Source organism: Nonomuraea sp. NPDC026600 (assembly GCF_040638335.1).
In the GTDB taxonomy this organism is placed as follows: Bacteria; Actinomycetota; Actinomycetes; order Streptosporangiales; family Streptosporangiaceae; genus Nonomuraea.
This window is the reverse complement of record NZ_JBEZYD010000071.1, coordinates 1-22,328: the sequence shown is the minus strand read 5'-3', so window position 1 is coordinate 22,328 and position 22,328 is coordinate 1. Positions and strand designations below refer to the sequence as shown.

The following is a 22,328-nucleotide window of genomic DNA, read 5'->3' as shown; positions in this document are numbered from 1 at the left end:
GCCGAGTGCGTCATGCCCTCGCCTCCTCGTCGGCCATGGCGGGTACGGCGTCAGCCCATGACGCTGGTCGTGTCGCGCAGGGCGGCGAGGACAGGTGCGTACATGCGGGTCCTGATGGTGGCGAGGGTGTCGCCCGCCTTGGCCGCCTGAGCCCGGGCAATCTCGACGGCGGTCGTCCGTACGGCGTCCTCGTCGACGGCGTGGTCGACGATGCCGGCGGCCACAGCGTCATGGCCGCCGTAGCGGCGGGCGGTGAGCATGGCCTCGTGGGCGGTCTGCGGCGTCAGTCGGCATTGGATGAGAGCGGACATCCCGGGTGTGAAGGGGATGTTGATGCCGGCCTCGGGCAGGCACCAGAAGCCGCGGTCAGCGCGCATCACACGGAAGTCGTGGGCCAGCGAGAACATGGCGGCGGCGGCGAAGGTGTGCCCCTGCAGCGCCGCCACGGTAGCCACCGGCAGAGACAGCAGCCGCGCGAAGAGCGCGTGCACCGAGATCACGTAATCCTGCTGCTGGTCCGGATGGGCGAAGTACCAGTCCAGGTCGAGCCCGGTGGAGTAGAACTTTCCCGTCGCGGCGGTCACCAGGGCGCGAGGCCCGTCCGCCTTCTCCACCTCGTCCAGGGCGGCATCGACGGCGGCTATCCAGTCGGGGTGGAATCGGTTCTCGCCGTCTCCGAGATCGAGGATGAAGACGTCGTCTTGGCGGTCGAGTACGGGCATGGCGCGGCTCCCTCGGGCTGGGCGGTCACGGACGGGTGCGGTGACCAGAGTTGGGCGGTCACGGACGGGTGCCGTGACCGGAGTCGGGGTCGGGCCGGTCCCGCAGGGCGTGGACCAACAGGTCATGGATCTCGGCGGCGGCATCGTCCAGAGGGGCGGTGCTGCGTTCGGCCCGGCACATGATCACGGCGCCCTCGACCGCGGCGATGACGAAGGCAGCCAGCCTCCGGCTCCGCCCCTCGGGCAGGCCGTTGTGGAGGAACAGGCCGGTCAGTGCCTCCCGCCAGCGGGCGAAGACCTCGGCGGCGGAGCAGGCGAGTTGCGGGGCCTCGTCGTTGGTCTCCACGGCCACCGCCACGATCGGGCAGCCGGCCCGGAAGTCGCTCTCCACAAGCCGGTCCCGCCACAAGGCGAAGAACGCGTCGAGCGCCTCCAGCACGTCGTCGGCCCGCGTCGCGGCTTCGATGAGGCCCGCGATGTAGTCGCCGGCCAGCGCCACCGCCTCGTCGATCAACTGGGCGCGTCCGCCCGGGAAGTGGTGGTAGACCGACCCGCGCGGGGCACCGCTGTGCGCGAGGACGCGGTCGATGCTCGTCGCGCCGGCGCCGTACTCGCGCAGCAGGGCGGCGGCGCTGAGGAGCATCCGCTCCCGACTGTCGCTCTTGCGCGGACTCACACCGCCACCGACCTTCTTTCGACGCTACCCATGGGTAACTTAGGCCGTATGTCATAGAACATGCAAGAAGGAACCGAACGAACGTCGGAGGCTGGACAGGGTGGTCGGCGCCACGGACATCATCACCGAGCGAGGCGACGAAGGCGTACGCCTGACAAGCGGGCACAGGAGTATGACCAGACCAGACAGAAAGCGGCGCTGTCGGGCTCGCCAGCGGTCTCTTTCGGCCAAGGAAACCGGAAGCTCGGGAACCCAGATGGCGTGAATCGTTTTAAGGCTTATGGGTGAAAGAGGGGCTCCCAGGGGAGAGTGTGAGGCATGGTGGCGCCTGGCGCCTGAGCCTCTCGTACAGGGTCGCGAGGCTCGTCGGCCCCTGTTAGGGCAGGAAACTGCCCACAGCGACCTTTTATAGTTTCCTCACGACATTGCTTTTGCGCGCGGTGCGACCTAGGGTCGGACCCAACGGTGCCCGCAGGATGCGTTAAATCGATGCAATCGCGAAGGGGAACGCATGTCACTCGACGACCTCACCCGCCTGGTCACCGACCCGGCCATCGAGTTCCGTCCTGAGGTGCGATGGTGGCTGGCCGAGGGACTGCACACCGACGAGACGCTGTTGCGCGAGGTCGACACCGCGCACCGGCTCGGGTTCGGCGGGATGGAGTTCCTCGCCATGGACGAGGCCGGCATCGACCACGCCCGTTACGGCTGGGGCTCGGAGGAGTGGACGCACGACTCCCACGTGGTGGTGGAGGAGACGACCAGGCGGAACATGGCGGTGAGCTTCACCTCCGGTACGAACTGGGCGAACGCGAACCTGCCCACCATCACCCCCGATCACCCAGCCGCGGCGCAGGAGCTCGACGTGGTGACCGAGGACCTCGGGCCCGCCGGCTCGCGCAGCGGGCTGCTCCCGCGCGTGGACCTCGACGCCGAGGCGCCCACGACTCAGCTTCCCGGTCATCGCGGCAAGGTGACCGAACAGCATCTGGTGGCCGTCGTGGCCGCGCGGGTGCTGGAAGCCACCACGCTCGACCTTCAATCCGTCGTCGACCTCACCGACCAGGTGCGGGACGAGACGCTGGAGTGGCGCGCACCAGAGGACGGCCCGTGGCGGCTGTTCGTCTTGTGGATGCACGGCACCGGGCAGACCGCCTCGCCCTCGGCATCGGTCAACTACACCGTCAACTACCTGGACCGGGACGGCGTCGAGGCGGTCATCGACTACTGGACCTCGGTCGTGCTCACCCCCGAGCTGCGCGAGCAGATCAGCCGCAACCCGCGGGTGCAGATGTACATGGACTCCCTGGAGCTGTCGACCTACGGCGCCGGCGGCCTGTTCTGGGGGCGTACCTTCGCTGAGGAGTTCCGTGCCCGCCGCGGCTACGACATCACGGTCTGGCTGCCGTTCCTGCTGCGCAGTGTGCCGTTCATGGCCGTCAGTACGACCTATCACTACGACGTACGCGACGAGCACCGCGTCACCGTCGAGAAGGTGCGCTTCGACTACGTGCGCACGCTCACCGACCTCTACATCGAGAACATGCTGCGCCCGTTCGCCACGTTCCTGCACGACAACGGGATCGGGCTACGCTCCGAGATCAGCTACGGGCTGCCGTTCGAGCTCACCCGCCCCGGGCCGGAGGTCGACGGCATCGAGACCGAGTCCCTGGAGTTCGGTGCGCAGATTGACGCCTACCGGTTGATGGCCGGGCCCGCCCACCTGTTCGGCAAGCAGTACTCCTCCGAGACCGGCGCGACCACCCGCAACCACATCCTCGACCACCGCTTCTACGACCAGATCATCGCCACCCAGTTGGCGGCCGGGATCACCAAGACCGTGCTGCACGGCTGGGCGAGCACCGCGGGCGCCGAGGGCGTCACCCAGTGGCCGGGGCACGAGGGCATGTGGTCCAGGTTCTCCGAGCGGTTCGACACCCGGCAGCCCGCAGCCGAGTTCTACCCCCTGTGGAACAAGGCGCTCGGCCGATACCAGGCCGTCCTGCGCCAGGGCACGCCACGGGTCGACGTCGGGATCCTGCGCACCGACCACTTCACCGACAACACCAGCGGCCTGGCCCTGGTGGACTCGGAGGGCCGTCGGATCCCGGACGAGGACGCCTACGGGCGCAGGTGGATGCGCGACCGCCAGAACCACTGGTGGCAGGACCTGGGCATGCAGGACGCCGGGTGGACATATGAGTTCTTCGACGGATCGCTCCTGCTGCGCGAGGAGGTGTCGTTCACCGGCGGGCTCGTCCAGCCCGACGGCCCCGGCTATCAGGCGCTCATCGTCTACCAGGAGACGCTGGACGCGGACGTTGCGGCCGAGCTTCTGCAGTGGGCGCGCCAGGGTCTGAAGCTTGTCATCGTCAACGGCGCCCGCGAACTCAAGTGGCTCGTCGCCGGCCAGCACACCACCCATCACCGGGCGGCGGCCCGCACCCCGGGCCTGGACGGCCGCGATGAGGAACTCGCCCAGACGATGGCGCACTTGCGCGCGCTCCCGACCGTCGCCGAGGTGGACGATCCCGCCCATGCCCTCCAGGCGTTGCGTGACCTCGGGCTCTCCGGACGCGCCGAGTTCGCCACCGACAACCACAGCGTCCTGGGCCACCTGCGCGAGGACGGTGACCTGCTGCACCTGTACCTGTACCACTTCCTCTATGAGACCGGCGAGCCGACCACTGTCGAGGTCGCTCTCCCGGGTACTGCGGCCGCCCACCGGATCGACGCCTGGACCGGCGACATCCGGCCCCATCACGGCGTTCGGCATGAAGCGGGCCGGACGATCGTCACCGTGACCCTGGCCCCCGGCGAGACGGCGCTGCTCACCCTCGACCGCGCGGCGCCGCAGCCGACGGGCTCCGATCCCGTCACGGCCGAGCCGTTGCAGGAGATCTCCCAATGGACGATCGCGGTCGAGAGCTGGGACGCCGGCGACCTGGAAGTGATCTCCGAGGACCGCGGGCTCGGCTACGAGACCCGCGAGGAGCGCCCCACCACGGCCATCACCCGCCTCGACGCCGGCCACGGCCCCCTGCGGCCATGGAACGACCTCCCCGAGGTGGGGCCCGAGGTCAGCGGTGTCGGCGAGTACACCACCACCTTCACTCTCGACCAGGCCCCGGTCGCGGGAACCAGGTACGTGCTCGACCTCGGATCGACCGCCGGCGCCTTGGGCTGTGTCCAGGTCAACCAGGGCGCGGTCAAGGGCTTCGACACTTCCTGCCCGCAGGTGGACGTCACCGGCGACCTGCAGCCGGGCCAGAACCGGGTGACGGTCCGAGTTTCCAGTTCGCTGAACAACCGGCTGCTCGCCCGTGGCTACTACGACGCCGTCCCCGACGTGATGGCGTTCTTCGTCGGCGGCAACGAGACACAGAAGACGACAGCGCACGGCCACGGGCTGCTCGGACCGGTGCGGCTGCTGCGCGAAGCGACGACAGACGCGACAACGGAAGCGACGACAAGCTGAGCCGGCCGCGCGGCGACCGGACACGTCACGTGCCCTGAACGGTCGCCGCGCCTGCACCGCCAGCACATAGGCTTTCCGAGAACGAATTATGCAACGCCGGAGGGGAGGCACATCGTGGCGGGCGCACCACGCTACGAGCTGGACGATCCGGACATCGACCTGTCACCCGCCATCGCGCCGGATCCTCTCGACCTGCGTGTCTCCTTGGCCTCGATCATCCACTGGGCCGACAGCCTCACCAGGCGACTTGCCGTCATGGCCGCTGTCGACTTCCCCGTGAACGACGTGTCGATGTTCCTCGTCGTCAACCAGCTCAGCTATCGGGGAGCGATGCGCCCCAGCGAACTGGCGGAGGCCCTGGGCACAGGACGGGCGAACCTCTCCAAGATCGCCCACCGCCTGGACGAGGCGGGCCTCATCGTGCGGGTGCGCGAGCCCTCCGACGAACGCGGCGTACTGCTCGCGCTGACTCCCCGAGGCCGGGAGATCGGAGAGCGGATCATGACGCACGCCCAGCAGTCTGTCGACACGATGCTCACCGACTGGAGCGAGGAGGACATGACCACGCTCAAACGCCTCCTCTCCCGCCTGTCCCGCGACGCCATCAGGATGCAGCAGACGCCACGAAAGCGCATCGAGCCGAACCGCCACCGGTGACGTGTGGCCTTCCCGCCCGTAGGGCTGCAAGGCGCATCACGGCATGGCTCGGTGGCAGTCCGCTTCGGCGTCTGGATGGGAGGGATTCCAGAGCTCGTCGGCTTGGCCGCGGGCGACATACTCCGTGTAGACCCTGACCTTGTATCTGATCACGTCCAAGCATTCCTGAAGCTCACGCATTTGCGCCTCGACCTGCTGCTCATGATCGTGCAGCAGCGCCAAACGCTCGTGTTCGTTGCCGGCCCCCTGCTGGGTCAGCTCGACGTATCGCCGGATCGCCGCCAGCGACATCCCCGAGGAGCGCAGTTTGGTGCAGCTCGCCAGCCACTCCAGGTCTTCCTCGTGGTAGATCCGCCACCCGCTGGGCGTGCGGCGAACGGGGTTGGCGAACAGCCCCTCCCTCTCGTAGAACCGCAGCGTATGGACGCTCAGCCCACTCCGCTCCGACACCTCACCGATGCTCAAATCCACGAGCGACTCCTGTCACACCGCTTGATCTAGAGCCGACTCTAGCTAATAGCGTCGAAATGCAGCCGATCGAACGGATGGGGAAAGATCATGGGTGTTTGGTTCGTCACCGGGGCGTCGCGGGGTCTCGGGGCGGAAATCGTCCGCGAAGCACTGTCTCGGGGGCACAGCGTCATTGCCACGGCTCGGGATGCGGAGGCGGTGCTCAAGGCGTACCCGGAGAAGCCTGCCGGACTGCTGGCTGTGACCGCGGATGTCACTTCTCCGGAGCAGCTGCGAGCTGCGGTTGATGCGGGACTGGCGGAGTTCGGCCGGATCGACGTTGTGGTGAACAATGCCGGGTATGGGCTGGTGGGTGCGGTCGAGGAGGTGTCCGACAAGGCGGCACGCGACCTGTTCGATGTCAACGTCTTCGGCGTGCTGAACACGTTGCGCGCGACGCTGCCCACGCTGCGCGCCCAGCGATCCGGGTGCGTCCTGAACATCGGTTCGGTGGGCGGTTTCGCGACGGCTTCGGGCGCGGGTCTGTACGGCGCGACGAAGTTCGCCCTCGAGGGCATTTCCGAAGCGCTGTATGGCGAACTGGCACCGCTCGGTGTGCGGGTCATCATCGTCGAGCCGGGCGGCTTCCGGACGGACTTCCTCAACAGCGCAAGCCTTCAAGTCCAGCCCGCATCCATTTCGGATTACGACGCCGGTGCGGGCCCGACCCGCGCGGCCCTGGCCGCCAACGACGGCCACCAACCAGGCGATCCGGTGAAGGCCGCCACCGCGATCGTGGACGTCGCGGAGTCCGGCGAGCCTCCGCTGCGCCTGCAACTCGGTGCGGACGCGGTCGAACGCGTGGAGGCCAAGCTTGATCTGGTCCGCCGCGAGCTGGACCAATGGCGGCTCGTCGCCCTCTCGACCGGCTTCTGAACGCCCTTTCACCACGCCACGGAGCCGACACACGCTATCTGGGGTGCTCCGTGAGGACCGGACGAGGTTCTCCAACGCCCGCCGGGAGGCGGTGCGCAGTTCGCCGGCCGGTGCGCCCTCATAGGCCGACAGCCCACGGAGCGGGCTGTCGATTCAGCGGGAGGGGTGAGTGGCGGCCATCACCCTCCGGAGTGCGGTCAGTCGCCCGCCACCGGCCTCCAGAGCACGGCGTGCTGCTGACCCTCGGGATACATCGCGTTCCCGGCGATCTCCCCGTGGACGTTGATGGCGTTGGCGGCCGTCGCCGTGCCGCCCGCGGGGTCGGGAAGCAGAGCCGGCGCCTGCGAGGGGTCGGTCCACACCGCCGCGCGGGCGGTGCCGGAAGCTGTGTCGCAGGTGTGCGTCCCGACGATCACGTCCCCGTCGTTGATGGCCTTCGGGCGGGCCACGCCGCCGCCGTCCTCAAGGCGCCGCATGCCCGTCTCGGGATTCCACACGAAGCCGGCCTGGAGCACGCCGTCCGCGTCGAGCGCTGACTGGCCGACGACCTGGCCCTGGTTGTTGAGGCCGTTCGCCTCGCTCCAGATGCCGCCCAGAGTGCCCAGCTCGGTGACGGTGCCGTTCTCCCACAGGAAGGCGCGCTGGGTCAGCTGGTTCGCCGGCAGGCCCGCTCTTTCGGTGCGGCGATGAGTGCCGGCGATCTGGCCGGCCGTGTTGATGCCCGTGGCTTCGCTGCCGGCGACGAGGTCGAGATCGGTCTTGACTCCGTTCCGGATCACGAAGGCCTGCCTGACTCTGATGTGGCCGGGCAGAAAGGTGCTGTATTCGCCGACGATGGCGCCCTGGCTGACGTCCCTGGGGAACGCCAACCCCCCGAAGTTACCCAGGTCCTGCATCGTCCCTTCGCGCCAGAGGAAGGCGTGACCTTTCTCCGACTCCGTGTAGCTGCTGCCGACGACATGGCCTTCCTCGTCGATCCCGGAGGCGTCGCCTCTGGGGCCGCCGAGGGTGCCCACGTCGATGGTCTCGCCGTCGTCCCAGACGATCGCCCGGGTCTCGCGGGTCTCGCTCCTGCTGAAACCAGCGATCTGCCCCAGGTCGTTGATGTCGAGCGCGCCGCCGGTCACGCCGAGGTCGACGGCCTCCCACCGGTCGGTCGCCGTCGGGCACTCGTCCGCCGCGGCCGGGCTCGCGCCCAGCGTCTGCCCGGCCGATGCCATGAGGAGGGCGCTCGCCAGGATTGTGAGGTTCTTGCTCGTGAATCGGATGATCATCACCGCATATCGGGTAGCTGATAATTCAAAACGATCACAAAGATAAACGCTTCGTCGATTTTCGCCAAGAGGTGACAGCCGGAAAATCGGCGAGAAAAGCATTCCGCGAATAAACGCCCTCTGCGCAGGTCGGAGCCACTGCCACCCGGTGATCACGAACGGAAAGGGGAACGTCACAATCCGCTTCTCGACGCGAAAGCAAAAATCCTCGGCAGGGTTATTACCGCGACGAGTGCAAGGCCAGGCTCTGACCGACGCGGGGGTCAGCTGGTGAGCGTCCGCGCCTCCACCAGGGCGTGGCCCAGCTCCTCCTTTCCGACCTGTTCGGGGATGGTCATTTCGAGGGCGAGCAGCGTGATGGCGATGGCGATGACGGCATCGCCGAACAGCCGTAAGCGCTCGACGTCGATCCCGTAGGTCGTCCCTTGCTTCATCGCAGGAGCCTATGATCGTCAAGGCGCGGCTCCGGCCGTTCAGGCCGCGGTGCGTCCGCCGTCGACTCGGAGGATGGCGCCGTAGCCCGAGCCGGTGACGCGGTGGTCCAGTGCATTCCCTCGGCGGATGAGGGCCACCGCGCTCACCCCGTCTGTCGTCGCTTGTACGGCACTCAACAGCGTGAGTTCGTGGAATTTCTCTCAGTTCTGAACTGTTCCTCAAATCGACTGTTTAATATTCAACCAGATTGGAGTAGCCCATGCCCGCCATCACCGCCAACACGCTGACGCTGCCCCGCGTCGTCGTCGCCGATCCCGCCGCCGCCGTTCAGCGGCCGGTCCGGTCGGTGACCACCGCGCCAAGTGCCTTCGAGGGCGAGGGTTTCCCCGTACGACGAGCCTTCGCCGGGGTCTCCGTCGCCGACCTGGACCCGTTCATCCACATGGACCAGATGGGCGAGGTCGAGTACGCGCCCGGCGAGCCCAAGGGCACCCCCTGGCACCCGCACCGCGGCTTCGAGACCGTCACCTACATCATCGACGGGATCTTCGACCATCAGGACTCCAACGGCGGCGGCGGCACGATCACCGACGGCGACACCCAGTGGATGACCGCCGGCTCCGGACTGCTGCACATCGAGAAGCCGCCCGAGCACCTGGTGGTGTCCGGAGGGCTGTTCCACGGGATCCAGCTGTGGGTCAACCTGCCGCGAGCGCACAAGTTCCACCCGCCGCGCTACCAGGACATCCGCGGCGGCGAGGCCGAACTGCTCACCTCGGCCGACGGCGGCACGCTGCTGCGGGTGATCGCCGGCGAGCTGGACGGCCATCAGGGGCCCGGGATCACGTTCACCCCGATCACGATGGTGCACGCCACCCTCAGCCCGGGCGCGACGCTGAATCTGCCGTGGAACCCCGGCTACAACGCGCTGGCCTACGTACTGGCCGGCCAGGGTACGGCAGGCACCGGGCATGCGCCGATCCACAAGGGGCAGCTGGCCGCGTTCGGGCCCGGCGGGGCGCTCATGCTGGCCGCGGACCAGCGCCAGCCGCAGGCCGAGCCGAACCTGGAGGTGCTGCTGCTCGGCGGGCAGCCGATCCGCGAGCCCGTCGTGCACTACGGCCCCTTCGTGATGAACACCCGCGCCGAGATCCTGCAGGCGATGGAGGACTACCAGGCCGGCCGCCTGGGCGTCGTCCCCGCCGCCCGGATGCCGCACACCGACGGTAAGGAGCGGCCATGACCGTGAGCCTGGCCGAGGAGTACGCCCGCGGCCGAATGTACTTCGAGCTGAAGGATTACATCGGCGCCGCCCGCATCCTGGCGCCGGTGGTCGCCGCCGAGCCGGGCAACGTGGCGACCCGGCTGCTGCTGGCCCGCGCCTACTACCACTCCGCCCAGCTCGGCCGGGCCGAGGTGGAGCTGCGGGCCGTCGTCGAGCGGGCTCCCACCGAGGAGTACGCCCACCTGCTGCTGGGCCGTACCCTCCAGCGGGCCAACCGGCACGCCGAGGCGGAGACCTACCTGCGGTTGCACGCCGCCATGACCGGATGATCGACGGCGTCCCTGGACGCGGCCGTTCCACGATGCGGCGAGGCGTTCGATCGCGGCGGGCACCGCAAGGGTGAGCCCCGGGGGCTGGTGCGCTCCCGGGGCTGATCGGATATGTCGTGGCTACCGCTTGCTGCACAGTGCGGTGTCCATGGCGTCGATCACGTGCTGCATGGTGTCCGGGGTGGCGGGCAGGGCTGTGACGGCGACGGTGGCGGCTCGGCCGTCCTCGGTGATTCCGTTGCGGGTCTCGTAGCCGTCGATGTCGCCGCCGTGGCCCCACGCGACGCCTCCGCAGGTCAGCGGCATCTTCACCAGGCCGAGCCCGTACTCCCAGCCGGCCGGCAGACCGGTGGCCTTCATCGTGTGCTTCATGGCCGCGAGCTGCTCGGGCTTGAGCAGCTTGCCGCCCACCAGCGCACTCATGAAACGGTTGACGTCGCTCGGGGTGGAAATCAGCTGCCCGGCCGCCCACGCCCGCGACGGGTCCTGGTCGGTGATGTCGACCAGCTTGCCGCCGGGCTTCTCCGAGCCGTACCCCTGAGGGTGACGCCCGCGGATCGTCGTGTCCCCCTTGGACGGCCAGTACGTGTGGCGCAGCCCGATCGGCTTGATGATCCGGTCAGTGATCGCCTCAGCCAGCGGACGGCCGGTGACCTTCTCGATCAGCAGACCGGCCAGCACATAGTTGGTGTTGCTGTACTCCCAGCTCGTGCCCGGCGCGAACGACGCCTCATGCGCGAAAGCCAGCTTCAGCAGGTCCTGAGGCGAGTAAGAGGCGTCGCGGGCGGTGAAGACGCTCGGCATATAGCGGACATACTCCGGCAGGCCACTGGTGTGCTGAAGCAACTGCCGCACCGTGATCTTGCCGCCATCGATGCCTTTGCCGCGTACCACCTTCGGCAGGTACGTCGTGATCGGCTCGTCCAGGCTCACCTTGCCCTCACCGACGAGTTGGAGCACGGTGACGGAGGTGAACATCTTGGTGTTACTGGCGATCCGCACCTGACCGTCGACCGGGACCTGCGCCTTGGTCGTCAGATCCGCGACCCCAGCGGTGTAGTGGCGCGTCCGGCCCCTGCCGTCCTGCACGGCGGCCAGCGCCGCCGGGAACTTGTCCTTCGCCACCAGCTCGTCCAAACTCTTCTGCACGGCGTCGGGCCTGTGGTTACGCTTCAGCTCATCACGCACCTCCGCCAGCTCGGAGGGCAGATCGTCATCCCAGGCCGTGCGGTTCTGCACGACGTTCGCGGTGCGATCAAGCCCGGTGGCCGCAGCGGCCGGCGTCCCCGCCACGACCAGCCCCGTCAGCCCGGCCAGCACCGCCGCCGCCAGAACCCGCACACGCCGGGGAGACTTCGACTCAGAAGAGGTACGCGACATGGGAAACGCTCCTGATTTCTTGGTGAGGGTTGTCCGCTTCGGACATCACCAAGAATGTCTGTGGACGGCACCCTTGATCGATCCCGTGCACTGGAGCGCTCAGGTATAGCCAGCTCTACCTCTGGGGAACGACTGGCAGTAGATGCGGCGTCGTTCGGCGGCTAATCGAGTCGAGTATCTGCTGCCTGAGCAGATCAGGGGCGCTTGGAAATTGGGCAAGTTCGACGAGCCGGACGCGTGGCTTCCGAACCCGAACTATGTATCGAGGTGAACATGTACAGGCTCGAACTGGTCGGCCTTGCGGACGAGTCGCGTCTGCCATGCGTAGTGACCTTGCGGGACGCTGACGACGACATATGCGAACTCCGCCTCGATCGGGAGGGCGCTCGGCCTCTGGTGTTCCGATCGCCGGTGGATTTCGAGGACACCCTGATCGAGCTGAGGAAGGAGCTTGAGCGCCAACGCCTTCTCTTGCTGTGCAACAGGTTCCGCCGGAACGCGTTCGTCTCCTCGATGGCCCGCCAGATGAGCACCGGCCTGTCGTGCTATCTGGTGAGCCCAGGTAGGCCAGTAGACCCCGAGAAGCTCGTCGATTCCCTCGGCCCAGCCCCCCGGGAGGTCGTGGTCCTCGCCGAAGAAAGTGCGAAGTACATCAGCGATTGGATCGGCGGCTTTGACGACGATGACGACCGGCTTAGCTAGCCGTAGATCTGATGACACACCTGGTTGCGTAGGCGGAACGCGGGGCGGGAAGGCGGGAACAACTCATCACACTTCCCGGCGATCAGCGCTGCCACTCCCTTCTCGCTGCTGTCTTCAGGAACGATGCGCTTGGGCTTTCTAGCGTGATCAACGAGGATGGTTGTCTTTCGGCGCGGTGCCGCCGGGACGCTCTCACGCCGCTGCCGCGGCACAGCCGAAACCGCTGACCGATGAAGACTCCCCGACCATGTCGCCTTGTTCTTCGACACCCTGGGACTTGAATGGGGCGTCGCCGGGAGTGGCGTCCGGGGTGCGGGCGGCGAGGTGACCACTGAGCGTGCGGCAACGCTCAGGCGAGGCGTCGGCATCGAGGCGGCATCCGTACGAGGCAAGACGCTGTCAGTGCCACACACGCTCGACCAGATGCCGACAGCTACGCAGACCAGGAAGCCGGTGATGAGCGCTGGCCGGGTCAGGCGATCCCAGCCTCGAAAGGATGGCGGGGCTGGAGTTGAGTACTTTCTCCAGTTGAGAGAGTCGGATGCGGTGAGGGGCCGGGGCCGAAGCGGGAGGCCGTACGGTGGCCGTCTCAGCGGGCGCGGCTCGCTGGGAGACGGGGCGGGGCTGTCGTGGTCATCGTGCATGGTCCTCCTCTCGCTGCCCGTTCATGCCAGAGTGACGCAGCGTGACAATGCCTGGCGGGAACGACGCGGCGGAGTAGCGGCACGAAGTGAAATGGCCCCGACCGCCCTGAGGCCGAAGGTGGATAAGCGCCGGCTACTCGTTCAAGGCATCGTTGACCTGCTCTTTCTGCCCGTCCGTGCATTTCTGCATGGTGGGCGTACACCCTCACCACACCCGATCCCGCCGTACCCGCCTATGACGTATTCGCGATGTGCGCCGAGACCTCTGCCACGCTCAGCCCCAGGCTCGCCACCTGGGAGACACACGCCCACCCCGTGGCCGACCAGCATCTGACCCAAGCCGTGGCCCACTGGGAGTGCGACCTCTCGGAGACTTACCCCCTTGGGACACTTGGCACAACGAGGAAGACATGCGCGTCCCGCTGACCGCCTGGCTGATTCGCCACGCTCCCGCACGCCTGCGAGCCCATGGCGCACCCGAGCACCTGCTTCACCGGGTTCGGCTGCTCAGCCTTACATGGCCTGCCCGAGGGCAAGACCCACACTGGCCCGAGCGCATCTACTGAGTCTCATTCGCTACCTGAGCGCGGTCACGTCCATCGGAAGCGACTCGGCAAAGAAGGCCACCGGCCGCAGAACAACCAGGGCCGGAGATGGATAAATGTGGTGCAGGTCCAAGGCGTTGTTAATTTGCTGTTGGCCTGCTCTTGCTGGCCGTCGATGCACTTGGCGTAGACCCGCAGCAGGACGTCCGCGCTGTGATTGCGAACGGTACCCTGTGCTTCAGCGGCGCCTGCCAGGCCACAAACCGGATCCACGAACAGAGCAATTTCCCTTCGCCAATGCTTCCTCTCGCATCTTAGGAATTGGTCATGCGGACATCAGCCTTAGCACTCGTGGCGATCGCAGGAATAGTGATCGTGGTGGTCGCCGCCGCGATTGCCACCGTCATACTCGTCCTACCAGGGCCAGCTGGCGAAACCGGGACAGCGACCACTCCGGCACCCGCCACGTCCCAGCAGGTCATCGACGAGGACGAGGAAGACGGGGAACGGGTAGCTCCCGGGACCGCATGGTCGCTGCAAATCGACGGGGAGACTCGCAAGAGCCTCGTTGACGCCGCTCGTGAAGCAGGTAAACCCGCAGCGCTGACGGTGGCTGTGAGCGGGGCCGTTTACTACGGCGCCGTATATGGGCAGACCGAAGCCGATGATGTTTTCTATGCGATCGCCATTGTCGACAGGATTCATTTCTGGAGCAAACATGGCGGCGACGCATGGCGCTATGGAGGCGACTTCGAAACGGCGGGCTGTATAGCCCCGGTACCGCTCCGGCTATACACCGCATGGGGCTTGAGTCTTTCGACGGAGCGGCCGGTCGGCCAACCTCCTTGTCCCAGCCGACAATAGGCAGGTTCATGTGTCCCTGGGCTGCGAGGTCGGAGCCGGGCGATCAGCTTCCGGTCGCCTCGCACGGCCAGGGACACAGCTGGGTAGTCGGGTACGAAGATCTGCGGCGGCGCGGCGTTGCCGGGCTAGCCGAAGGTCACGACGAGGCGGCCGTCCGCGGCGAAGGACCAGTGCAGGGCGCCGGTGTAGGAGGAGCATCGGGACCCGTTCGAGCCGGACCAGAACTGGTTCGAGCTGTCGGCGTCACCAACGATCCGGTCGTTCGTCCCGCTGCTGCTGCGGCACGAGACGTTGTTCCGGAACACCGAGGTGCCGCCGTCGAACGAGTAGTTGCGCTCGGTGTTGTCGATGCTGACGTTGTTCGATATCGACATCGTGCCGAGGTTGCGGTTGTAGGTGAACCCGTGCTTGCCGTTGTGGAAGGCGATGTTGCGCCGGATGACGTGGTTGACGCCGATGTCCTCGCCACCGAGCTTGTAGCCGTTGCGGTCACCGTTCCCGTTCTGGGTGCCGTTGCTGAGGGTGCCGTTGCCGTACGAGAGAGAGTCCTCGATGGTCACCGGGCCGATGGGTCCCGTGTCCGTCTTGGTGTAGAGGTCCCAGCCGTCGTCGATGTTGTTGTGGGAGACGGCGTAGCGGAAGACGTTCCCGGGGCCGGAGGTGAGTTTCGCGGCGAAGCCGTCGGCGTCCTCGCCGTCGGAGTCGGCGTTGTCGTGCGACTCCGCGCTCAGGACGAGGTTGTTGGCCGGCCACTGGTCATGGGGGGTGTCGGAGGCGATCCGGGAGATCTGCAGCCCCGAGTCACGGTTGAAGCGCGTCACCGTGCGCTCGATGATGTTGTTGCTGCCGCCGACGAAGATCCCGTTGTCACCGGCACGCTCGACGACGATGCCGTACAGGCGCCAGAACGACCCGTTCAGGGCGAGCCCGCGGTTCGCCGAGTCCTCGGTCATGGCCGAGAAGTTCAGTACCGGGGTCTCACCTGGGTAGGCGGACAGGTTCTTGCGGGCGCTGGAGGTGCCGTTGTTGCCTGCCGCGATGGTGACCGTCTGCGCGAGGTTGTAGGTCCCGCCGCGCGCGTAGATCGTCCCACCGGCAGTGATGCGGGTGATCGCCGAAGCGAGCGTGGTGGGGTTCGACTGCGTTCCGGGTGCGCTCGCGCTGCCGTTCGGTGACGCGTACAGGGTGTCGCCCGGGGGCTGTGTGCTGCCCGACGTGAAGTCGATGTAGTCGATGTTCGGCAGGCCGGTGCTGCCGGTGGGGTTGAACCGGATCGTGTTGCTGCCCGCGTTCACGTTGACGGTCAGCGTCTTGGTGACCCAGGTGTCCCATGTACCTGTGCCTTCGAACGACGGCGACTGCACGGTCGTACCGTTGACGATCAGGCCGGTGGGACGGCTGGTGGTGGTGCCGTTGGCGAACCGTACTCCCAGCGTTGCCGTGCCTGCCGCCGAGGCGTTCACCGTGAACTGGGCATAGGCGCCCGCGGCGTTGGTGGCGTTGCAGAAGCCGCTGCCGGAGTAGCCGGCCCAGTTGGAGTCGATCGTGCCGGTGCAGATCGCCGGCGAGGTCTCGGCCTCGTAGCGGGTGGTCGCGGCATTGGCGGCGGATTGTGATAGTCCGACGAGTCCGCTGGCTAACAGGCCGGCGCACGCGATGACGGCTTTTAGGCGCATCTTTCGTCTCCATAGGCTTGGTAAGCGCTTTCCGGTGGACGAGCGAAGCTAAGCACGCACCGCCGAGGACGGAAAGGCACGCGACCACCTGCGCCATGGCAGCTTCACTGGGGGGCGCAAGTTAGCCGAGGTCACAGGCGGGGAGACGGCCTCATCCTCGTGCTGTGCGGCTGTGCAGCCGTGAAAATTTCAACGAGGACGCGGATTCCCAGGCGCCGCCCGCTTTGGGCATGTCCGGTCGATCAAGCTAAGTTCGATCTTCGGGAATTACCACTGTCGACGCGCTTGTGGGGCACGGTCGTCCGATCAGTCGGCGATCGGCTTGCGGTAGCGCACGTACTCGCTCTTGCGCCGGAACCCCACGCCCTCGTACAGGTCGTAGGACCGGTGCGGATTCGCCGTCCCGGTGTACAAGCGGGCGGTCACCGCACCGTGCTCGCTGAGGCATCGCAACCCATCCAGCAGCAGGGCCCGCCCAAGTCCTAGACGCCTCGACTCTGCCCGCACGCTGAGTTCTTCGACTTCGCCCACAGTGCGGTCTTGCCGACGGATGGAGCACAGAGCAACGCCGGCCATCTGCTCCCCATCCCAAGCGGCCCGCCAGCAGGTCGGGTCTGCCGTGGCGAGGAAGCTGTCGAAAGTCCACTTCTGGGTGAAGGCGGCATTCGCATACGAATCAACGACTGTCTTCCATGCCGGGCGGTAACTGCTCGGCTCGACGGCGCCGATGCGGACGCCGGCCGGCAACTGACCGCGCTCGGGCAGCCGTCGGAGATCGGCCAGTTCCAGCTCTACCAGGCTGAAGACACGCCGATAGCCGGTGTCGAGCAGCAACGCCGTCGCTTCCCTTTCGGAGGCCATGGCGTTCGCGCCGAACACAGCCGTCTGTGCGGTTCCCTGCTGCCGCACGAGCCGGCGGATACGGCTTTCGGCCCAGGTGAGCATGGCTGAGCCGACGCCCTGGCCGCGATGCTCGGGCAGCAGATAGCCACGGTGCAGGTACAACCACGTCCCGTCCCGCTCCTGCCACCACCTGATCGTCGAGTAACCGACGACGCCGCCGCAGTGCTCTACCAAGACCTGGTTCTCGGACGGATCGTCAAGCTTGGCACAGGATTCCGCGATCTTGGCTGCTGTCGGGAGCCCTTCCACAACCGACCCGGGGTCGATGCCATCCCGCTCCGCACACCCCAACCGCACAGCCACCATCGCGCCGTGATCTGCGTCGCCCCGGTATGGCCGGAAGACGTAGCCAGGCAGTCGCACCAGCGACGCCAGGCCGCCACCGTTGTTCACGCCCACATCAAAATCCTCCCGTCACGTTGGACCTGCGGTGTCGCAGCGTATGCCGCGCCTATCAGACAGACGCTTTGTGACTCCAAAGGATCACGGCCATGACCACCACAACGTAGGCCGCAGCGGGGTTCTATGAGCGGGTCGCCTCGTAGCCGGGGATTACGGCCAGGGTGGTCCGGGTTGCCGGGCGCATGATCATGATCAGTACGGCCAGCCCGGCGAAGATGACCGCGCCGACCACGCCGGTGACGTGCAGACTGGCGGTGAACGCCTCCCGCGCGGTGTGCAGCAGTTCCGCGCCCTGGTCGGCGGGAAGGTGCCGGCTGGCGGCGACCGCGCCGGCCAGCGAGTCGGACATGTCGGCCGGCGACGTGCCGTCCATCCGGGTGCGGTAGACCACCGCGGCCACCACACCGAACAGCGCGAAGCCGAGCGAACCACCGAAGTAGTTACCGGTCTCCGACATCGACGCCGCCGAGCCGGCGCGCTCCGGCCGTACGGACCCGACGACCAGCCCGGTGCCCAGCGCGAACAGCGGGCCGGTGCCCAGCGCCAGTACGGCGATGCCGGTCATCACCAGTGGCAGGGCGATCGCACCGTCGACATCGACGGCGACCAGCAGCAGGCTGCCCAGTGCCGACCCCACCAGCCCGCCGGCGATCGCGGTCGTCTGCTTGATCCGCCGGGCCAGCGCCGGTGCGGCCATGGTGCCGACCGCCACGCCCAGGCCCATCGGTGCGAACAGCATCGCCGACGCGACCGGCGAGAAGCCCAGCACGCTCTGCAGGTACTGGGTCACCAGCAGGCCCGTACCAGCCATGGCGACCCCGGCGAAGACCAGCCCGACGAGTACGGCCGTGAACGGGCGGTTGCGGAACAGCCGCAGGTCCAGCAGCGGCCTCTCCAGCCGCAGTTGCCGGCGTACGAACAGGAATCCGATGGCCGCACCGGCGACGAGGGCCACCGCCGGGACGACCGGGGCGCTCTCGACTGTCAACTCCTTGATGCCGTAGACCATCAGAAGGACCGCCACGAGCGACAGCCCGACGCTGACCAGGTCCAGCCGACCGGCCTGGTCGCTGCGGAACTCCGGCAGCAGGACCGGCCCGGCGAGCAGCAGCAACGCCATCGCCGGTACGGCGGCCAGGAACACCGATCCCCACCAGAAGTGCTCAAGCAGGAATCCGGCGAGAACGGGGCCGAGCGCGCCGCCGGTGAACTGGCAGGTCGCCCAGATCGCGATGGCCTGCCCGCGCTGTCGTTCGTCGCGGAACATGTTGGTGATCAAAGCGAGGGTGGACGGCGCCAGGGTCGCGCCGGCGACGCCCAGCAGCGCACGCGCGACGATCAGCATCAGCGGGCTGGTCGCGACGGCGGCCACGACCGACAGCACCGCGAACGCCGCTCCGCCGATCAGCAGCAGGCGTCGGCGGCCGATCCGGTCGCCGAGCGTACCCATCGTGATGACCAGGCCAGCCACCATGAATCCGTAGCTGTCACTGATCCACAACTGCTGGACGTTGGTGGCCCCCAGGCCGGCGCTCAGCTGTGGGAGCGCGAGGAGCAGCGCCGTCATGTCCATCGCGACGAACAATGTCGGCAGCATGAGGACGATCAGTCCCAGCCACGCCCGGTTGACTCGCATATCCGTAACTTCCTGTTCTCTCGACGGCTCGACGTTTCGGCGGTTGGTCGGAGCGGTCGCGAGCTTCTTGACATCGGTACGGCGCGCTCGAAGACACGATGAAAGCTCATGCGAAAGTTCTGGCGGGGGATGTCAAGACTGCGGCAGCGGCTCCGACCAACCAGTCGAAGGGCCCAGCCGAACCACGAGGGAGTACGAGATGAAGTTCCTGATCAGCCTGCACATCAACCCGGCCGTGCTGGACGCGCTGACCGACGAGGAGAAGGCGGCGATCGGTGACGGCCACGGCACGTTCATGGAGGCGCTGAAGAAGTCCGGCGAGCTGATCACCACGCAGGCGCTGGTCGACCCGTCGCAGGCGGCGGTGGTGTCCGTACGCAACGGCCAGCCGGTGGTGACCGACGGACCTTTCCTGGAGTTCAAGGAGTATCTGGGCGGGTTCTACCTGATCGACTGCGAGAGCAAGGAGCGGGCGATCGAGCTGGCGGCGCAGATCCCGGACAGCGCGATCCAGGGGCTGGGGGTCGAGGTGCGGCAGGTGATGTTCGCTGACGGACAATTGGAGGCATGACCGCACCTGCCATCGAGGACCTGCTGCGTGAGCTCACGCCGCAGGTCCTCGGCACGTTGGTACGCCGGAACGGCCAGTTCGAGGGGTGTGAGGACGCCGTACAGGAGGCCGTACTCGCTGCCACCACGCAGTGGCCGGCCGAGGGAGTGCCGGACAACCCGCGCGGCTGGCTGGTGACTGTCGCGTCCCGGCGGCTCATCGACCAGATGCGCAGTGACCACGCGCGCCGCGAGCGGGAGTCGGCGACGGCCACCGAAGTGGTGCCCGAGGACGTACCGGACACCGACGACACGCTCGTCCTGTTGTTCCTGTGCTGCCATCCGACGTTGACCGCGGCCTCCCAGACCGCCCTGACGCTGCGTGCGGTCGGTGGCCTGACCACTGCCGAGATCGCCCGCGCGTTCCTGGTGCCGGAGGCCACGATGGCCGCCAGGATCAGCCGGGCCAAGCAACGTATCAAGGCTGCCGGCAGCTCGTTCAGTCTGCCGGACGGCGCGGAGCGCGAGGAGCGGCTACGGGTCGTTCTGCACGTGCTCTACCTGATCTTCAATGAGGGCTACACCGCGTCCTCGGGCAGCGAGTTGCACCGCGCCGACCTCGCGCGCGAGGCGATCCGGCTGACCAGGATGGTGCACGCGCAACTGGCCGAGGACGGCGAGGTGACCGGGCTGCTGGCGCTGATGCTGCTCACCCACGCCCGCCGGGAGACACGTACGACGGCGGCCGGCGACCTGGTGCCGCTGGACCAGCAGGATCGTACGAAGTGGGACCGCGGGCTGATCGACGAGGGCATCGAGCTGGTCAAGACGTCGCTGGCCGGCCCGGAGCTGGGGCCGTACCAACTGCAGGCCTCCATCGCCGCCACGCACGCCGACGCGGCCACGGCCGAGGAGACCAACTGGCCGCAGGTGCACGCCCTCTACCTGGTCCTGGAACGGATCGCGCCCAACCCGATGGTCACCCTCAACCGGGCGATCGCGCTCGCCGAGACCGAGGGCCCGTCGGCCGGGCTGGCCCTGCTGTCCACGTTGGACGGTGACGAGCGGATGGCCGGGCATCATCGGCTGCTGTCCGTACGGGCGCATCTGCTGGAGAAGACCGGCGACATGGCCGGGGCGTACGAGCATTACCGGCGCGCCGCGAAGGCCACCGCCAGCATCGCCGAGCAGCGCTACCTGGAGTCGCGGGCCAGCCGGGTGAGAACAATCCACTAGGTCACATGGGTTCACAGTGGCGGGAGTGATCAGGGATTCTCCCCTGGGCATTCCCCCCCCATGAAGCACATCGCGGCGCACGCGGGGAATCGGACGAGAGCCGATGATCGAACACTCCCACGGTGGCCGGCCGGACGATGTCGGCACTTGCTCCAGATGCACCATGTCCGTGGAGATCACCCCGCCCGACGATCCCGTTGCTGCCAGCGCCAGTACCTACAGAAGGCTTTGCGCGAGGATGCTGTCCGCGTTAGCCAGCACGGCCTCGGGCGACGTCCGGGCGATCGAGATGAGAAGCAGATCGTCGTGGCCGTGCACGAGGGCTCCCGCCAGGAGCCGCCTCGGCGGCGCGGGCGACGGCCTCGACTCGGTCGAAGTCACCGGACGCTGCCGCGGCCTGAGCCAGGTTCGCCTTGGCACGCTCCCGGAGGTCGGGGGTGCTGATCTTATGGGAGATGATCTCCTCCGCCCGATCCGGATCTCCAGCCGCCGTCAGAACAGCCACGGAAGGCGCTGGAGGGGCGCGGCACTGGCAGAAAAGGACCCGCGCCCCACACGGACATCTGTGATCAGACCGTGACGGCGAGCCCCACTCAAGGACGAATTTATATCCGATCATGATTTCTTATGACATCAGCGAATCAATTGCATCACCGACCCCGTTTAGCAGGTGCGCGGCAGGCAAAGCGGCGCTTGCGGTCATCGAGGCGCATCTTCCTCTTGCTCCTTGCCTTCGGCGGTCTCACCGGATGCACGCCGCCCGACAGCACTATGCCCAGCAGCGACAGTGACGCAGCGGCTCACGCCTCGGTACAAGCGAAGCCCGTCAACGCTCGCGCCTCAACGCCGCTCTCTCCCCGGGACGCGGCACTAAGAAGCCCGCTATACCGCACGCCTCGTATCACCAAAATGAACTGCGCGCTCCCCCAACTCAGGGACGACAACTGGACTTCGATGCGGAGCTATATGCAGGCTGTGAGCGGCTGTCTCGACCGTATCTGGACACGGCAGTTCAAAAAGATGCACTCATCCTACATACCGCCCAAGCGCAAGTATCTAGCCAAGCGGATCAAGGTCTCCGCCTGTGATGGATTAACGCCGTCAAAGGGCGCCTACGGCGTCTATTGCCCGTCCAATAAAACCTATTACGTGCTGGCGGAGCCAAGCACATGGAGGTCGTACAACGGGATGTGGGCGGCACATCTGGTCGCCCACGAGCATGGCCATTACATCCAAGACCTGATGCACATCCTGGACTACCAGGCGGAACTCGACAGCAAGGCCAAGGATCAGAAGGAGATGATCCTGACCGAGAACCGGGTCGAGGACCAGACGGGGTGCTTTGCCGCAGCCGCACTGCAGGCAACGCGCAAGACGTTGCCCTCCTGGCCCGAGTTCATATCAAGGTACAAGACCGAGAAGGAACTCAAGCCCTACGGGCACTGGCTTACCCGTGGCTTCGACAGCGGCCGGCTCGGTTCCTGCAATACGTGGATCGCGTCGAAGAAAGACATTGACGTGATCTCAGTGAATTGCCGGTAGGTGGTTGTGCTCGAAATGGGTGAGGACAAGCGCCGCGCGGGCGATGTCGCCGATTCTGCCGGGGCTG

At 67.1% G+C, this 22,328-nt stretch carries 19 protein-coding genes; 10 read left to right on the top strand and 9 right to left on the bottom strand.

Annotation, left to right across the window (positions count from 1 at the left end; all coding sequences use genetic code 11):
• Window positions 1–50: 50 nt before the first annotated feature.
• Entirely contained in the window at window positions 51–722 is a 672-nt protein-coding gene (locus tag AB0F17_RS64555) for an enoyl-CoA hydratase-related protein (protein ID WP_358046971.1), read from the bottom strand.
• A gap of 58 nt (window positions 723–780) precedes the next feature.
• Window positions 781–1,398 carry a TetR/AcrR family transcriptional regulator gene (locus AB0F17_RS64550; protein WP_358046968.1) on the bottom strand — a complete coding sequence of 206 codons (618 nt, stop codon included), beginning with the start codon at window positions 1,396–1,398 and terminating at the stop codon, window positions 781–783.
• Between the two features lie 511 nt (window positions 1,399–1,909).
• Here AB0F17_RS64550 and AB0F17_RS64545 point away from each other — a divergent pair.
• Together AB0F17_RS64545 and AB0F17_RS64540 are read left to right on the top strand one after the other, a co-directional pair.
• Window positions 1,910–4,876 (top strand): glycosyl hydrolase, encoded by a 2,967-nt coding sequence (locus tag AB0F17_RS64545; protein ID WP_358046965.1) that lies wholly within the window; start codon window positions 1,910–1,912, stop codon window positions 4,874–4,876.
• Between the two features lie 114 nt (window positions 4,877–4,990).
• The gene (locus tag AB0F17_RS64540; protein ID WP_358046962.1) at window positions 4,991–5,533 is read left to right on the top strand and encodes a MarR family transcriptional regulator; all 543 of its coding nucleotides are present in this window, start codon (window positions 4,991–4,993) and stop codon (window positions 5,531–5,533) included.
• 36 nt (window positions 5,534–5,569) lie between these two features.
• Here AB0F17_RS64540 and AB0F17_RS64535 read toward each other — a convergent pair whose 3' ends face one another.
• On the bottom strand, window positions 5,570–6,004 hold the full coding sequence (locus tag AB0F17_RS64535) for a MerR family transcriptional regulator (protein WP_358046959.1): 435 nt from the start codon (window positions 6,002–6,004) through the stop codon (window positions 5,570–5,572).
• A gap of 87 nt (window positions 6,005–6,091) precedes the next feature.
• Here AB0F17_RS64535 and AB0F17_RS64530 point away from each other — a divergent pair, with 87 nt between their 5' ends.
• The gene (locus AB0F17_RS64530; RefSeq protein WP_358046956.1) at window positions 6,092–6,919 is read left to right on the top strand and encodes an oxidoreductase; all 828 of its coding nucleotides are present in this window, start codon (window positions 6,092–6,094) and stop codon (window positions 6,917–6,919) included.
• 197 nt (window positions 6,920–7,116) lie between these two features.
• Here the strand turns inward: AB0F17_RS64530 and AB0F17_RS64525 are convergent, their stop codons facing one another.
• Window positions 7,117–8,193, bottom strand: a complete 1,077-nt coding sequence (locus AB0F17_RS64525) for a hypothetical protein (RefSeq protein ID WP_358047004.1) — start codon at window positions 8,191–8,193, stop codon at window positions 7,117–7,119.
• A 263-nt stretch (window positions 8,194–8,456) separates the two neighbouring features.
• Window positions 8,457–8,627, bottom strand: coding sequence for a TMEM175 family protein (locus AB0F17_RS64520; protein ID WP_358046954.1), 171 nt, complete (start codon window positions 8,625–8,627; stop codon window positions 8,457–8,459).
• A 260-nt stretch (window positions 8,628–8,887) separates the two neighbouring features.
• Here AB0F17_RS64520 and AB0F17_RS64515 point away from each other — a divergent pair, with 260 nt between their 5' ends.
• Both AB0F17_RS64515 and AB0F17_RS64510 read left to right on the top strand, forming a co-directional pair.
• Window positions 8,888–9,871, top strand: coding sequence for a pirin family protein (locus tag AB0F17_RS64515; protein WP_358046951.1), 984 nt, complete (start codon window positions 8,888–8,890; stop codon window positions 9,869–9,871).
• A complete protein-coding gene (locus AB0F17_RS64510; protein ID WP_358046948.1) occupies window positions 9,868–10,182 on the top strand; it encodes a tetratricopeptide repeat protein in 315 nt (104 codons plus the stop codon). Before AB0F17_RS64515 ends, AB0F17_RS64510 begins: the two co-directional genes overlap by 4 nt.
• Before the next feature lie 120 nt (window positions 10,183–10,302).
• Here AB0F17_RS64510 and AB0F17_RS64505 read toward each other — a convergent pair whose 3' ends face one another.
• Complete coding sequence (locus tag AB0F17_RS64505; RefSeq protein ID WP_358046945.1) at window positions 10,303–11,562, bottom strand: serine hydrolase domain-containing protein; 1,260 nt, start codon at window positions 11,560–11,562, stop codon at window positions 10,303–10,305.
• A gap of 273 nt (window positions 11,563–11,835) precedes the next feature.
• Between AB0F17_RS64505 and AB0F17_RS64500 the strand changes: the two genes are divergently transcribed.
• A complete protein-coding gene (locus AB0F17_RS64500; RefSeq protein ID WP_358046942.1) occupies window positions 11,836–12,264 on the top strand; it encodes a hypothetical protein in 429 nt (142 codons plus the stop codon).
• 1,516 nt (window positions 12,265–13,780) lie between these two features.
• Window positions 13,781–14,317: a hypothetical protein gene (locus AB0F17_RS64495; RefSeq protein ID WP_358046939.1), complete on the top strand. Its 537-nt coding sequence runs from the start codon at window positions 13,781–13,783 to the stop codon at window positions 14,315–14,317.
• Window positions 14,318–14,442: 125 nt separating this feature from the next.
• Here the strand turns inward: AB0F17_RS64495 and AB0F17_RS64490 are convergent, their stop codons facing one another.
• From AB0F17_RS64490 to AB0F17_RS64480, 3 genes are all read right to left on the bottom strand, one after another.
• A complete protein-coding gene (locus tag AB0F17_RS64490) occupies window positions 14,443–15,993 on the bottom strand; it encodes a carbohydrate-binding protein (protein WP_358046936.1) in 1,551 nt (516 codons plus the stop codon).
• A 306-nt stretch (window positions 15,994–16,299) separates the two neighbouring features.
• Window positions 16,300–17,295, bottom strand: coding sequence for a GNAT family N-acetyltransferase (locus AB0F17_RS64485; protein ID WP_358046933.1), 996 nt, complete (start codon window positions 17,293–17,295; stop codon window positions 16,300–16,302).
• Window positions 17,296–17,419: 124 nt separating this feature from the next.
• Window positions 17,420–18,934, bottom strand: coding sequence for an MFS transporter (locus AB0F17_RS64480; protein WP_358046931.1), 1,515 nt, complete (start codon window positions 18,932–18,934; stop codon window positions 17,420–17,422).
• A gap of 199 nt (window positions 18,935–19,133) precedes the next feature.
• Here AB0F17_RS64480 and AB0F17_RS64475 point away from each other — a divergent pair, with 199 nt between their 5' ends.
• From AB0F17_RS64475 to AB0F17_RS64465, 3 genes are all read left to right on the top strand, one after another.
• Complete coding sequence (locus AB0F17_RS64475) at window positions 19,134–19,505, top strand: YciI family protein (protein ID WP_358046928.1); 372 nt, start codon at window positions 19,134–19,136, stop codon at window positions 19,503–19,505.
• On the top strand, window positions 19,502–20,719 hold the full coding sequence (locus tag AB0F17_RS64470) for a DUF6596 domain-containing protein (RefSeq protein ID WP_358046926.1): 1,218 nt from the start codon (window positions 19,502–19,504) through the stop codon (window positions 20,717–20,719). The genes AB0F17_RS64475 and AB0F17_RS64470 overlap by 4 nt, the downstream gene beginning before the upstream one ends.
• Before the next feature lie 909 nt (window positions 20,720–21,628).
• Window positions 21,629–22,261, top strand: a complete 633-nt coding sequence (locus AB0F17_RS64465; RefSeq protein WP_358046923.1) for a neutral zinc metallopeptidase — start codon at window positions 21,629–21,631, stop codon at window positions 22,259–22,261.
• The last annotated feature ends 67 nt before the right edge of the window (window positions 22,262–22,328 follow it).